Source organism: Pantoea sp. SORGH_AS_0659 (genome assembly GCF_031453915.1).
GTDB classification, from domain to species: domain Bacteria; phylum Pseudomonadota; class Gammaproteobacteria; order Enterobacterales; family Enterobacteriaceae; genus Pantoea; species Pantoea leporis.
Genome location: NZ_JAVJAK010000001.1, coordinates 473710 through 488192, shown reverse-complemented (window position 1 = coordinate 488192; position 14483 = coordinate 473710). Strand labels below are relative to the sequence as shown.

General features: G+C 54.5%; 12 protein-coding genes and 2 tRNA genes. 1 reads left to right on the top strand and 13 read right to left on the bottom strand.

Features of this window, described 5'->3' with window-relative positions:
* Nucleotides 1–70: 70 nt before the first annotated feature.
* From Q3H59_RS02475 to nnr, 11 genes are all read right to left on the bottom strand, one after another.
* Nucleotides 71–1369 carry an adenylosuccinate synthase gene (locus Q3H59_RS02475; protein ID WP_309832978.1) on the bottom strand — a complete coding sequence of 433 codons (1299 nt, stop codon included), beginning with the start codon at nucleotides 1367–1369 and terminating at the stop codon, nucleotides 71–73.
* 180 nt (nucleotides 1370–1549) lie between these two features.
* On the bottom strand, nucleotides 1550–1747 hold the full coding sequence (locus tag Q3H59_RS02470; RefSeq protein WP_008103612.1) for a DUF2065 family protein: 198 nt from the start codon (nucleotides 1745–1747) through the stop codon (nucleotides 1550–1552).
* Between the two features lie 57 nt (nucleotides 1748–1804).
* Entirely contained in the window at nucleotides 1805–2809 is a 1005-nt protein-coding gene (gene hflC / locus Q3H59_RS02465; RefSeq protein WP_101762865.1) for a protease modulator HflC, read from the bottom strand.
* 3 nt (nucleotides 2810–2812) lie between these two features.
* Nucleotides 2813–4048, bottom strand: a complete 1236-nt coding sequence (hflK, locus tag Q3H59_RS02460; RefSeq protein WP_101762864.1) for an FtsH protease activity modulator HflK — start codon at nucleotides 4046–4048, stop codon at nucleotides 2813–2815.
* A 227-nt stretch (nucleotides 4049–4275) separates the two neighbouring features.
* Nucleotides 4276–5556: a ribosome rescue GTPase HflX gene (hflX, locus tag Q3H59_RS02455; protein WP_007892011.1), complete on the bottom strand. Its 1281-nt coding sequence runs from the start codon at nucleotides 5554–5556 to the stop codon at nucleotides 4276–4278.
* Between the two features lie 80 nt (nucleotides 5557–5636).
* Nucleotides 5637–5954 carry an RNA chaperone Hfq gene (gene hfq, locus Q3H59_RS02450; protein WP_101762863.1) on the bottom strand — a complete coding sequence of 106 codons (318 nt, stop codon included), beginning with the start codon at nucleotides 5952–5954 and terminating at the stop codon, nucleotides 5637–5639.
* A 110-nt stretch (nucleotides 5955–6064) separates the two neighbouring features.
* Entirely contained in the window at nucleotides 6065–7006 is a 942-nt protein-coding gene (gene miaA, locus Q3H59_RS02445; protein WP_110867436.1) for a tRNA (adenosine(37)-N6)-dimethylallyltransferase MiaA, read from the bottom strand.
* Nucleotides 6999–8852, bottom strand: coding sequence for a DNA mismatch repair endonuclease MutL (mutL, locus tag Q3H59_RS02440; RefSeq protein ID WP_309832972.1), 1854 nt, complete (start codon nucleotides 8850–8852; stop codon nucleotides 6999–7001). Before mutL ends, miaA begins: the two co-directional genes overlap by 8 nt.
* A gap of 43 nt (nucleotides 8853–8895) precedes the next feature.
* Nucleotides 8896–10554, bottom strand: a complete 1659-nt coding sequence (gene amiB, locus Q3H59_RS02435; protein ID WP_280172135.1) for an N-acetylmuramoyl-L-alanine amidase AmiB — start codon at nucleotides 10552–10554, stop codon at nucleotides 8896–8898.
* Entirely contained in the window at nucleotides 10551–11027 is a 477-nt protein-coding gene (gene tsaE, locus Q3H59_RS02430; RefSeq protein WP_061723444.1) for a tRNA (adenosine(37)-N6)-threonylcarbamoyltransferase complex ATPase subunit type 1 TsaE, read from the bottom strand. The genes amiB and tsaE overlap by 4 nt, the downstream gene beginning before the upstream one ends.
* Nucleotides 11028–11030: 3 nt before the next feature.
* Entirely contained in the window at nucleotides 11031–12548 is a 1518-nt protein-coding gene (gene nnr / locus Q3H59_RS02425) for a bifunctional ADP-dependent NAD(P)H-hydrate dehydratase/NAD(P)H-hydrate epimerase (protein WP_277974154.1), read from the bottom strand.
* Between nnr and queG the strand changes: the two genes are divergently transcribed.
* Nucleotides 12547–13686 carry a tRNA epoxyqueuosine(34) reductase QueG gene (queG, locus tag Q3H59_RS02420; RefSeq protein WP_309832966.1) on the top strand — a complete coding sequence of 380 codons (1140 nt, stop codon included), beginning with the start codon at nucleotides 12547–12549 and terminating at the stop codon, nucleotides 13684–13686. The genes nnr and queG overlap by 2 nt on opposite strands.
* Before the next feature lie 435 nt (nucleotides 13687–14121).
* Here the strand turns inward: queG and Q3H59_RS02415 are convergent.
* Nucleotides 14122–14197, bottom strand: a tRNA-Gly gene (locus tag Q3H59_RS02415).
* Nucleotides 14198–14394: 197 nt separating this feature from the next.
* Nucleotides 14395–14470 (bottom strand) — tRNA-Gly (locus tag Q3H59_RS02410).
* Between the last annotated feature and the right edge of the window lie 13 nt (nucleotides 14471–14483).

The window sequence follows — 14483 nt, the reverse complement described above, 5'->3', positions numbered from 1 at the left end:
AAGAAAAAATAGAGTGAGTGGAGTCAAAGATTAGAAATACAAAGGCCGGACAGAGTCCGGCCTGAGGAGATTATGCGTCGAACGGGTCGCGCAGAATCATGGTCTCACTGCGGTCTGGGCCGGTAGAAATAATATCAATCGGCACACCGGTCACTTCTTCTACACGTTTGATGTAGTCACGTGCAGCTTGTGGCAGACCTTCCAGCGTCTTGACGCCGAATGTGGTCTCGCTCCAGCCTGGCATGGTTTCGTAAATCGGCTCAATGCCTTCCCAGCCTTCAGCTGCCAGCGGCGTGGTGGTCATTTCGCGGCCATCTGGCATGCGATAAGCCACACAGATTTTCACTTCTTTCAGGCCATCCAGCACGTCCAGTTTGGTCATGCAGAAACCTGAAAGGGAGTTGATCTGTACGGCACGGCGAACGGCAACCGCATCCAGCCAGCCGGTACGACGACGACGACCGGTGGTCGCGCCGAACTCGTTACCTTGTTTACACAGGAACTCACCGGTTTCATCGAACAGTTCGGTCGGGAATGGACCGGCACCCACGCGCGTTGAGTAGGCTTTCACGATACCCAGCACGTAATCAACATAGCGTGGACCAATACCTGAACCCGTCGCTACGCCACCTGCGGTGGTGTTTGAGGAGGTCACGTACGGATAGGTACCGTGGTCGATATCCAGCAGCGTACCCTGCGCACCTTCAAACATGATCAGGTCGCCACGCTTGCGCGCGCCGTCCAGCAGATCAGACACATCAACCACCATGCTGGTAATGATATCGGCCACCGCCAGCGTATCACTCAGCACTTTTTCGTAGTCAACTGCATCGGTTTTGTAATAGTTAACCAGCTGGAAGTTGTAGAAATCGACGATCTCTTTCAGCTTCACCGCAAAGGTTTCTTTGTTGAAGAGATCGCTCACGCGCAGACCGCGACGTGCCACTTTATCTTCATAGGCAGGACCGATACCGCGACCGGTGGTGCCGATAGCTTTAGCGCCACGCGCTTTTTCGCGCGCCACATCCATTGCTACGTGGTACTGCAGAATCAATGGGCAGGCTTCAGAGATCAACAGACGTTCACGTACCGGCACACCGCGCTCTTCCAGACCTTTCATCTCTTTCATCAGCGCTTCAGGCGACAGGACAACGCCGTTACCAATGATGCTGATAACGTTTTCACGCAGAATGCCAGATGGAATTAAGTGGAGGACGGTTTTTTCACCGTTGATGACAAGTGTGTGGCCTGCATTATGGCCACCTTGGTAACGCACGACGTAATTCGCGCGCTCTGTCAGAAGGTCTACGATCTTACCTTTACCTTCGTCACCCCATTGGGTGCCCAGTACGACGACGTTCTTACCCATTTTTTCAAAATCACCGATTGCTTAAAAATGGATTCTACCACCTGACTTTTACTCTTTCAGCACTTTTAGCATACGATTGCGCTGTTTTTTGCCTGAGTTTTGCTCAGCTCACAACATGTTGGGGGAACAGCGGCCAACAGACACAATTGAGTCGGGCGGCCTCACATAATTTCAGGCTGATTAACGCGCATGCATGCTGATCATGGCGTAAATCACCACGCCGGCCACCACTAAACCGCCACCAAAACGATGCAAGAGACGATCGGGCAACTGCGTCATCGCCAGAATCATCCGCCGCCACGCACGTGGCATAAACATCGGTCCAAGTCCTTCCAGCACCAAAACCAAAGCCAGCGCCATCCAGATGGTTGAGTTCATGATTTTTTCCCAAAAAAAAGGCCGACAACATTGTCGGCCTGGACTTTATATCAGTTCTTAACGCGTGGCGTTAGAGGGCGCTTTCATATAGCGGAAGAAATCGCTATCCGGGCTCAGCACCAGCACATCCTGATTGTCTGAGAAGCTATTCTCATAGGCGCGCAGGCTGCGGATAAAGGCATAGAAATCCGGATCCTGGCTGAAGGCATCAGCAAACAGTTTTGCCGCTTCACCATCACCTTCACCGCGCGAAATCAGCGCTTCACGCTGTGCTTCTGCCAGCGTGCGCGTAACCTGATAATCGGCCTGTGCACGCAGTTTCTCTGCCTCTTCCTGACCTTGTGAACGCTGACTACGCGCTACCGCTTCACGCTCGGCGCGCATACGGTTGTAGATCGCGTCAGACACTTCAGTCGGCAGGTTGATCTGTTTGATGCGCACGTCGACAACTTCAATACCTAACGCAGCCATGCTGTTCGGGTTTGGTGCCGGCTCACTGCTGTTGGTTTCACGTTCTACACGTGCTGCCGCACTCGCAATCGCATCATCCGCTGCTGGCGTCTGAACGTCATCATCATTGCCAGCGCTGCCGGTGTTCAGGGCATCACGCACGTCGGTGGTTAAACGGCCACGTGAATCGGTCACGATGTCTTTCACATCCAGACGACCCATTTCAGAACGCAGACGGTCACTGAACTTACGTTTCAGCAGCACTTCTGCCTGAGAAACGTCGCCACCACCGGTTGCCAGGTAGTAACGGCTGAAGTCACTGATGCGCCACTTGATATAAGAATCAACGATCAGGTCTTTTTTCTCTTTGGTAACAAAGCGGTCAGCCTGGTTATCCATGGTCTGAATGCGCGCATCCAGTGATTTCATGGTTTCGATAAACGGAATTTTGAAATGCAGACCCGGTGCGTACACCAGCGGTTTGTTTTCGTCATCACGCAGAACCTTACCAAAGCGCAGCACGATGCCGCGTTGGCCTTCCTGCACCACGAACAGTGACGCGTAAAGCACCACCAGCACTACAATAATTACGGCGATGATTGGCTTACGCATCGATTACTCCCTCCCCTGGCGCTGGGTATCGTTGCGCAGCGCATTGGCGCGACGCTGATCCATGATGCTGTCTGGACTGTAAGATGAAGAATCTCCACGGCTCGCATTACTATCGGACGACGAAGGAGACTTCATTAGATTCGTCATTTTCTGACCGCCCTGGCCAGATGCCTGACCACCGCGCATCAGTTGATCCAATGGCAGGACCGTCAAATTATTACCACGATCGCTGATCAATACCTTGCGGGTATGACTCAGCACACGTTCCATGGTTTCAATATAGAGACGCTCTTTCGTGATTTCTGGTGCAGCTTTATATTCAGGCAGCAAGCGAGCAAAACGCGCCACTTCACCCTGCGCTTCTAACACCGTACGTTCTTTGTAAGCACGACCCTCTTCGAGGATACGTTGCGCCTGACCATTAGCACGCGGCTGAACTTCGTTCGAATAAGCTTCAGCTTCACGAACATACTGTTCACGGTTTTCACGCGCGGCAATCGCATCATCAAACGCGGCTTTTACTTCTTCTGGTGGGCGTGCCGCCTGGAAGTTTACGTCCAGCAGGGTAATTCCCATGTTGTACGGACGGATGGTCTCGTCAAGCTCACGCTGAGTTTCGCTACGTACCACGGTACGACCTTCCGTCAGGATGCGGTCCATAGTTGAGCGACCAATCACGCCACGCAAGGCGCTGTCGGTGGCCTGACGCAGGCTGTCGTCGGCACTGGTCACGGCATACAGATAACGCTCAGGATCCGTCACGCGATACTGCACGTTCATCTCAACGCGCACTACGTTCTCATCCGACGTCAACATCACGCCAGACGCCGCCAGTTCACGTACGGCTTCTACGTTTACGGCGCGAACCTGATCGACGAAAGTCGGTTTCCAGTTGAGGCCTGGCTCAACCAGATGGCTAAATTTGCCAAAGCGCGTGACGACGCCACGTTCCGCTTCTTTGATGGTGTAGAAACCGCTAGCCGCCCAGATAACGACTGCCGCTACGGCAACAATGCCAACCACTTTGCCACCGCTACCGCCGCTGCGCTGGCCATTGTCATTCTGTTTGCCACCGCCCAGTCCGCCGAGTTTTTTACTCAACTTTCGGAAGATATCATCCAGATCAGGTGGTCCCTGATCGCGACCTCCTTTATTTCCCCCAGAGTTGCCGCCTTGATTATTGCTGCTTCCCCACGGGTCGCGGTCCTGTCCGTTATTTCCGGGCTGATTCCACGCCATGTTTCTACTCCATTTATTGTATTTACGTTTTTTACCCTTCATCTTTCGGATTGCAGCTTCGTTGGCTGCCTTCGTTCACCCCAGTCACTTACTGATGTAAGCTCCTGGGGATTCACTCAGTTGCCGCCTTGCTGGAATCCGAAATATTCGGGTAAATCCTGCACATACGGCCTGCAACGATAATGACGACAATCTAAAAGATATTGAGTAAAGGCGTTTGGGCAATTTCAAACAATATAACTGGCTAGCGACGGCTCTTGTTTACACAGACGACGCCAATCAACTATCGGCATACGCACGTGCAAACTCACACAGCCATCATCTTCATTCCATTCTTTTTCTATAGCATGCAACTGATAAAAACGACTGCGCAAACGGCCCGCTTCCGGCGGCAGACGTAAATCGTACTGCGCGATTTCACCGGCTAAACGCTCAGAGAGCGCCTGCCACAGCAACGGCAGACCCACGCCGCTCTGTGCAGATAACCACACACGAATCGGCTGGTTCTCTTCGTTGCGATCGATACGCGGCACAAAGTCCTCAAGCATATCGATTTTGTTCATGATCAACAGCGCCGGAATTTCGTCAGCTTCAATCTCTTCCAGAACTTCATTTACTGCATCAATGTTGTCATTCACACGCAAATCGGCGGCGTCAATCACATGCAGCAGCAATGTCGCCTGACGCGTTTCCTGCAGCGTGGCTTTAAACGCCGCGACTAAGTCGTGCGGCAAATGACGGATAAAACCAACGGTGTCTGCTAAAACCACTTCACCTACATCCGCCACATTCAAACGACGCAATGTCGGATCAAGTGTCGCGAACAGTTGATCCGCTACGTACACATCCGCAGAGGTAATCGCGTTGAACAGGGTGGATTTACCGGCGTTGGTGTAACCCACCAGCGAAACGGTTGGCACGTCAGCTTTGGCACGCGCTTGTCTGCCCTGATCGCGCTGTTTTTCGACGCGTTCAAGACGGGAGAGAATCTGACTGATACGGCCACGCAGCAAGCGTCGGTCCGTTTCCAGCTGAGTTTCACCCGGACCACGTAAACCGATACCGCCTTTCTGGCGTTCAAGGTGTGTCCATCCGCGAACCAAACGGGTTGCTAAATGGCGTAGTTGTGCCAGCTCGACCTGCAATTTACCCTCATGGGTGCGGGCGCGCTGGGCGAATATATCGAGAATTAAGCCGGTGCGATCGATTACGCGACATTCGCACAGCCGTTCAAGATTACGTTCCTGAGCAGGAGTTAAGGCATGATCGAATAAAACGACCGATGCTCCACTCGCTTTTACCGCATCGGCAATTTCAACTGCCTTTCCTTCACCGACAAAATATTTGGGATGTGGCGCTTTACGGCTGCCCGTAATGACTTGCAGCGCTTCAACGCCCGCAGAAGAGACAAGAGTTTCAAACTCCTGCAAATCTTCCAGCTCTTTGTCTTGGGAGAACCAGATGTGTACCAGTACGGCCTGCTCACCGGCATCATAACGGTCAAACAAGCTATAACCTCGCTAAAATAAAATAACCAGGACAGGAAAACGTGCTCGTTCTCCAGCCCTGGCTTTACGGCAGCGCAAAATTATTCTGCGTTATCGCCGTCTTGTTGTGGCTGCGACTGAGCGCTTTGATTGCTTCCGCTGTGATGATAGTTGCTGCTACCACCGCTGCCGCCCGCGTTATTGCTATGGTGCGACACTGGACGAGAAGGAACCACTGTAGAGATGGCGTGCTTATACACCATCTGGCTGACCGTGTTTTTTAACAGAATGACGAACTGATCAAAGGATTCAATTTGCCCTTGCAGCTTAATACCATTCACCAAATAGATCGAAACCGGTACACGTTCACGACGCAATGCGTTCAAAAACGGGTCTTGTAAAGATTGCCCCTTAGCCATTCTATCTTTTCCTTATATGCTTGTTGTTTGTTGCTTTAAGAACCGTGGTTCAGAAAAACTGCGTAAAAATTTGCGCACGATAACGGACCAATTGTACACAATCATCCCTGCTACGCACTAACTACCTTAAGCACCGCATTACGCGCTAACTCTGGCTCATCACTGTTTAACCAGTGTACTTCAGGCCAGCCACGTAACCAGGTCATCTGGCGTTTAGCGAGCTGCCGAGTGGCGCAAATTCCCCGATAAACCATTTCGTCGTAATCGATTTCACCCGACAAATAAGACCACATCTGGCGATAACCGACACAACGAATGGAAGGCATGTCCGTATGCAAATCACCTCGCGCAAACAGTGCACGAGCCTCCGCTTCAAATCCTGACGCTAGCATCTGGTCGTAACGCAACGCAATGCGTTGATGTATCAGTTCACGACTCGCAGGTGCGATAGCAAACTGGTACACGTCGTAGGGTAACGCTTCGCCGGAGGTTTTTGTCAGTTCCGTTAAAGTTTTACCCGAAATAAAAAAAACTTCCAGTGCTCGCGAAAGTCTCTGCGGATCATTCGGATGAATACGACTACCGGCGACCGGATCGATTTCACACAGCTGACGGTGCAAGGCTTCCCACCCTTTCTCCGCCGCCATTTGCTCTATTCGCTGACGCACCTCGGGATCGGCCGAGGGCAACGGCGACAATCCTTCAAGTAATGCCTTGAAGTAGAGCATGGTTCCACCAACAAGCAACGGAATCTTCCCCTTCCGGGTGATATCCGCCATTTCTGCCAACGCATCGCGACGAAATTCTGCGGCGGAATACGCTTCCGCCGGATCGCGAATGTCCAGCAAACGATGGGGCGCCAGTGCTAACTCTTCTGCCGACGGTTTCGCCGTGCCAATATCCATCCCGCGATAGATTAAGGCAGAGTCAACGCTAATAAGTTCCACCGGAAGTTGCTGGCGCAGCGAAATCGCTAATGCCGTCTTACCGGAGGCGGTAGGCCCCATCAAAAAAATTGCCTTTGGCCGGCTAGCCTGGTTTAGTTCACTCATGCTTCAACGCGTTTAGCGCGCTCTCAATCTCAATGGTCTGTAACAGACCTGAAGGCGGCGACTTCAGCAGTTGCGGACAAAGCCTTTCCAGCTCTGCCAGCAGTGCAATCGCCTGCGAGTGATTCCAGTGAGCGTCTTCTGCATCATCTCGACGCGCCAGCCATTGGGCCAACGTGGATGCAGAAACCTCTTGCTGCCGGGCCAGGTAGCCTAACAGTTCTGGAATCAAGATTTGTAAATTTTGTGTTCGTAACGGTAAAGGCACCGCGCGCAACGTCACGTGTTGCCCTTCTCGTTGTAAATCAATGCCCATCTGGCTCAGCAGCGCGGCATGATCGGCGATGGCAGCCAGCTCGGGCGCAGCAATTTTCAGGCGCACCGGGATCAGCAGCGGCTGCGGTTTTAAACCCTCTTCCCCTGGTTCAAGCTGGGCCTGTTTTAGCCAGCGCGCCGCCACGGCCAGCGATAACAATTGTAATGCGCTACCACGTTCCAGCAGCGCATAACGATCCTGCAAAACACTCAACACGCGGCCGAAGCTTTGCGCATGGGCGGCCAGCGGCGCTTCACGCTTTTCCGGCAGACGTACCGGAGCCGCGGCAGGAACTGGCGCAGCGCGCGGCGTTTCTACCATCGGCGTTTTCATCAACTGCTTATAGGCATTACCTTCACGCGCACTGTAAACCGGCTCTTTGTTCTGCCAGTTCGCACTCGCGGCCGCAGAAGCGCCGCCGCTGCGTGGCGTGTTGCTGGGTTGTGCAAAGTGGTTCGCGCCTGCCGCCTGACGGTTTTCTGGCTGCCACTTCGGCGCTGGTTCTTCGGCGTGGGCGATGGGCAATTCCGGCGCGCGGCTGGCTTGCAACGCACTCATCACGCCTTGCCAGATAAAATCATGTACCAGACGCGACTGATGAAAACGCACCTCGTGCTTAGCCGGATGGACGTTGACATCCACCTGATGCGGGTCGATCTCCAGATAGAGCACGTAAGCCGGCTGCTGATCGTCACCAAGCTGCGTTTGATAAGCCTGGCGAATTGCGTGATTGATGAGCTTGTCGCGCATCATGCGTCCGTTGACGTAGCAATATTGCAGATCGGTAACCTGGCGCGAACCCTGAGGATCGGCGACCCAACCGCGCAGCGCTAAATCATCGTGCTGCCACTCAATGCGTAAAGCGTGCTGCATAAACGTGGTGCCGCAAATGGCCCCTAAACGCCGCTCCCGCTGCGCATCTTCACTGACCGCGCGATACTGACGCATTAACTTACCGTTGTGGCTAAGCGAAATAGCGACGTCAAAGCGTGCCAGCGCAATACGACGAATCACCTCATCGATATGGGTAAACTCGGTCTTTTCAGTGCGCATAAATTTACGGCGAGCGGGCGTGTTATAGAACAGGTCGAGCACTTCCAGCGATGTGCCTACCGGATGCGCAGCCGGTTTCACCGTCACATCCATGTCGCGCCCTTCCGCGTAGGCTTGCCAGGCTTCGCTTTGGTCGGCGGTGCGTGAAGTCAGCGTTAAACGAGAAACGGAACTGATACTGGCGAGCGCTTCGCCACGAAAGCCGAGGCTCATGATCGCCTCAAGGTCATCAAGCGAAGCAATTTTGCTGGTCGCATGCCGCGCCAATGCCATTGCAAGCTCGGCTTTGGCGATGCCGCAGCCGTTGTCGCGAATGCGGATGAGCTTCGCGCCACCTTTCTCAATATCGACATCAATGCGCGTGGCACCGGCATCAAGGCTGTTTTCCACCAGCTCTTTTACGACCGACGCCGGGCGCTCAACCACTTCGCCTGCGGCAATCTGGTTCGCCAGCTGCGGCGGTAAAATCTGTATTGGCATGGTGGTGATCCTTCTGGCTGGTTGGCTCACGGGGAGCCAACAATCAGGATTGCGGAATTTTTAAGTTTTGCCCCAGCATCACATTGCTCGACTTCATATTATTCGCCTGCATGATGGCTTTCGAGCTCACGCCATAGTGCGCGGCAATCGCCGTGAGGGAATCACCGCGCACCACTTTATGCCGGGTTGGACGACTCGCCGCCACGCTGACGCTGGATTTCGCGGGCACCTTCAGGCGCTGTCCCACCCAAACCACATCGCGCTTCAGGCTATTCATCTCACGTAACGTCGCCATGCTCACGCCATATTTTGCCGCGATGCCCGACAGCGTTTCGCCACGCGTGACGGTATGACGCTGCGTTGCGCCGGTATATTGCACCGTGCCGGTCGCCGGGTTGCTGGCGACGCTAACCGCTGGTGCGCTGTCCAGCGGCCGGTTTTCCTCCTTTGGGATCGATTGCAGCGGATGCGTAAGGAAATAATTGCGCAGGCCTTTATAAATCGACTGAGCAATCTTCTCCTGATACGCGCTGCTGCCAAGCAGCCGCTCCTCCGCGGCATTACTAATAAAGCCGGTTTCGACCAGTAAAGAGGGAATATCCGGGGAACGTAAAACGCCAAGGCTGGCATGTTCCGGCAGACGCTTATGCAGCGGCGTAATACCGCGCAACTGCTGCAGGACTTTGACGGCGACGTCATAACCTACACGCTGTGAATGACCAAACTGCAAATCCAGCACTGCCTGGCTAAGATAGGGATCGGCCTGGCTGTTCGCCAGCAGATCCCCTGCGCCGCCTAACAGCTCAGATTGTTTTTCTTTCTGTTCCAGCCAGTTCGCCATTTCGTTATTGGCGCGGCGGTTAGACAGCACCCAAACCGATGCGCCGGTGGCTGAGTGATTTGGCGCGGCGTCGGCGTGAATGGAAACCAGCAGGTTCGCGTTCTCTTTACGCGCCACTTCTGAGCGGCCCATTACCGAGATGAAATAGTCGCCGTTACGCGTCAGCACCGGTTTGAACATCGGATCCTGATCCATCAGCGCTTTCAACTTACGCGCAATTGAGATGGTGACATTTTTCTCGTGCAAACCGTGCTGGCCGGATGCGCCGGGATCCTGACCGCCGTGCCCGGCATCAATCGCCACAATTACCACATCGTTGCGACTAACCGAGTTGCCGGGACGCACGGTGGTATTGCTGCTGGTCACCGCTGTCACCTGATTGGCGTTGAACGGATTGCCCTGGCTGCTGCTGCTCGGCTGGCTTTCACGCGCGGTAGTAACAGGCGCGGCAGCGGCCGGGCGCTTCGCTGGCTGCGTCCCACGAATGGTGAACACCACGCGATAATTACTGCCATCGCGCTGCGTGCTGGCGCGCGTCTGCGCGGGCTGCGTCAGTTCGAATACCAAACGCAGGCTTTGCTTATCCTTCGGCTGGCTATGGCGAATGCGCTGCACAATATTTTCGCCGCTAAAATTGAGCGGCAATCCTTTAATCGCGCCGCTTTGACGAATATCCAGCACTACACGATTGGGATTGTGCAGCGGAAAAAAGCCATACACGGGCTGACCGTTAAAGCTCAGGGTGACGGTGGCCTGGCTATCGCCATTTTCGACTTTGATATCTGATAACGTGGCAGACAACGCCGAGGCAGAAAACAGGCACAGCAAGCTCAGTACAATGATTTTCATCCGTGACATCATGCCGGATCCCTGCCTTGCTGGAATTGGGTTAACAGCGCTTCGCCCGTGGCGGAAACCGCGCTTATTTCGGCTTCACGCGCCGCATCCACGTAGCGCAACGTCAGCGCTAAATCGGGTTCAGGCAGCACGCCGGTGCCCTGCTGCGGCCACTCCACCAGACAGAGCGCATCGCCGGTGAAATAGTCGCGGATGCCCATGAACTCCAACTCTTCGGGATCGGCAAGACGATAGAGATCGAAATGGTACAGCGTGCGAGAGCCGAGCTCGTAGGGCTCGACCAGCGTATACGTTGGGCTTTTTACATTGCCTTGATGGCCGAGCGCCTGCAGAAAACCACGGCTAAAGGTGGTCTTACCGGCACCCAAATCGCCATAAAGATAGATCACCAGCGCGCTGTTGCAGACGCGCGCCAATTGCGCACCCAGATTCAGGGTTGCCGCCTCATCGGGCAAAGGGATAACACAGGTCTTCATGCTTTATTGTTGGATCATCTCTGGATTAACAAACTGCCACAGCAGCTCGAACAAATCAGTGGCTAACATGCCGCGAGTACCGCGCTGACGCGCGACGGCATCGGCTGTTGCCCCATGCGCGACACAGCCTGCGCAGGCTGCATCAAGTAATGTCAGTTTCTGGCCGAGCAGAGCGGCAATAATCCCGCTCAGCACATCGCCCATGCCGCCAGACGCCATGCCCGCGTTGCCCACATCGGCAATAGCGATGTCACCCGCCGCGCTGGCAATCACCGTGCCCGCGCCTTTCAGAACCACCACGCCGCCGTAGCGTTTCGCCAGGGCGCGCGCAGCGTGTAAGCGGTCACTCTCAATCTCGCTGGTTTTCACCCCCAGCAAGCGCGCAGCTTCGCCGGGATGCGGCGTAATGATGCGATTCTGACGGTTATCCTGCTTGATTGCCAGCAGGTTAAGCGCATCCGCATCCCAAAGCATCGGCTTTTCACTGACCGCGATCTTTTTCAGTGCCTTCTGAGCCCAATCGCGCTGGCCGAGCCCCGGTCCAACGGCGATCACATCCGCCCACTCCAGCGCCTGATCCAGCCGTTCATCGCTCAGCGCATCAACCATTAACTCCGGTCGCGCGGTGAGAATCGGACCAATATTATCTTCATGTGTCAGCACGCGCACAAGTCCGGCGCCGGTTCGCAGGGCGGCTTCACCGGTCATGCGAATCGCGCCCGCCGTGCCGCTGTCACCGCCGACCACCAATAGCCGCCCCTGATCACCTTTATGTGAAGTAGCGCGACGTGGTTTCAGCCAGCGCGTTAAATTCCCGGCGTCATAGCGTGAAATCGGTGCCTGCTCAGCGGCAAGATATGCCGACAAGCCCAACTCATGGTTGTGCAGAACGCCAACGTAATCGCGCGCCTTGCCGGTCAGTTGGCCGGGTTTCAGCGTAATCATGCTCAACGTGTGATCGGCGATGACCGTTTCGCCCGGCGCCGTGCCATTAGCCGCCAGCAAACCAGAGGGAATATCGATCGCCAGCACCGGTGCGGCATGCGCGTTGATGAGTGTGATCAGGCGATCGTAGGGATCGGCGGGCGCGCGATTCAGGCCGGTGCCGAGCAGCGCATCGACAATCACCTCAACCTGCTCCGGCCAGGGCGCATCCGCCGCGTGAATCACACCGCCCGCCGCCAGCCATGCGTCTTGCGCCTGCTGCGCCTCTTCTGGCAGGGCTCTACTGCCCGCGCACGCCAGCAGCGTCACGTTCAATCCTGCTGCCTGCGCCAGTCGCGCCACCACATAACCATCGCCGCCATTGTTGCCGTGCCCGCACAGGATCAACCAATGCTGCGCCTGCGGCCACAGCTGGCGGCCTAATTCATAGCTGGCCTGGCCCGCACGTTGCATCAGCTCAAACAGCGTTAAGCCCAGGCTATCGGCGGCATCGCGTTCCAGTTGCGCCATCGCCTGCGCAGGCCAGACAGAGTGTGTTAAACTGCGCGCGTTTGCTTCAATTGCCTGGTTTCTCATGTCATATCCTCTCGATCTTCAACAGCTCGCTGAACAAATTAAACAGTGGGGACGCGACCTCGGCTTCCAACAGGTCGGTATTTGCGATACCGATCTGAGCGCCGAAGAGCCCAAACTGCAGGCGTGGCTGGATAAGCAATATCACGGCGAGATGGATTGGATGGCGCGCCACGGCATGATGCGTGCGCGGCCGCATGAGCTGCTACCTGGCACGCTGCGCGTGATTAGCGTACGCATGAATTACCTTCCAGCTAAAGCCGCCTTTGCCAGCACCTTAAAAAATCCGCAGCTGGGCTATGTAAGCCGCTATGCGCTGGGCCGCGACTATCACAAAGTATTGCGCAATCGACTGAAAAAGCTCGGAGAAATGATCCAGGCGCACTGTGGCGAACGCAATTTTCGTCCGTTCGTCGATTCCGCACCGATTCTGGAACGCCCGATTGCCGCTAAAGCCGGTTTAGGCTGGACCGGCAAACATTCGCTGATCCTCAACCGTGAAGCGGGTTCGTGGTTCTTCCTCGGCGAACTGCTGATTGATCTGCCGTTACCGGTCGATCAGCCACAGGAGGAGCAGTGTGGACGCTGTGTCGCCTGCATCACTATCTGCCCCACTTCCGCTATCGTCGAACCTTACGTGGTCGATGCGCGTCGCTGCATCTCCTATCTCACCATCGAGTTGGAAGGCGCAATTCCTGAAGAGTTCCGTCCGCTGATTGGTAATCGAATTTATGGCTGCGATGATTGCCAGCTGATCTGCCCGTGGAATCGTTACGGCCAGTTAACCGATGAAGATGATTTCTCGCCGCGCGCGGTGTTGCATGCGCCGCCGCTCACCGATCTGTTCAAATGGGATGAAGCCAAATTTCTGCGCATCACCGAAGGTTCAGCGATTCGGCGTATTGGGCATTTGCGCTGGTTGCGAAATATTGCGGTGGCATTGGGCAATGCGCCCTGGGCAGAAGAAAATATGGCGGCATTAGCATTGCGCAGCGGCGAACATCCCCTGCTTGATGAGCATATTGAATGGGCGATTGCACAGCAGTTGCAGAAACGCGCGGCGCAAGCGGTAGATGTGCAGCCAGCGAAGAAACAGCGACTGGTGCGCGCGGTCGAAAAAGGCCTGCAACGTGATGCGTGATTGAGCAGTCGCACAGGATAAAACGCTTTTCCACATGCTGTGAATAAAATTATCCCACTGAATCGTGACGGAGATCGTAATTTCGTCTTAAGGGCAAGATCACAGTCTGAAATAGTTATAACCATTTACAAATCAATCAATTAAGCGATTATTGTAAATATTCACGTCGTATTTAGCGCGCAGGGGTTTGTCCAGAGCTTGTGGATAACTCTGTTCAAAACAGTTTTAAACAACGGGGAAAACGCCGTCAGAAGCTTGCAGGCGCATTGTGGATAACCTGTAAGATAACTGCATCAGACAACAAGCATTATCACTGCTAGCGAGGCGTGCAAAATTTCCAGAAAAAAACGGTGTCGCATGCGATCAAAAAAGATCTGCAGCAGTTTTAATTCTGATTGCGCCTAAGGGCAAATAACATTAGTGAATATGAAAATCTGGAGCGGGAAACGAGACTCGAACTCGCGACCCCGACCTTGGCAAGGTCGTGCTCTACCAACTGAGCTATTCCCGCATAATCTTCGTATTTTAGTCTGCTACTGCGTTGGCTGCCTTCACTCACCCAGGTCACTTACTCATGTAAGCTCCCAGGGATTCGTTCAGTTGCCGCCTTGTTGCAAACTAAAATACTCGATTCTGACTCTTCGTATTTTTGTCACAACAATCACGCTAACGACTAAATCCGTGATTTGGATGGTTTACTACAAACTCTGGAGCGGGAAACGAGACTCGAACTCGCGACCCCGACCTTGGCAAGGTCGTGCTCTACCAACTGAGCTATTCCCGCATTAGAGGTTTAC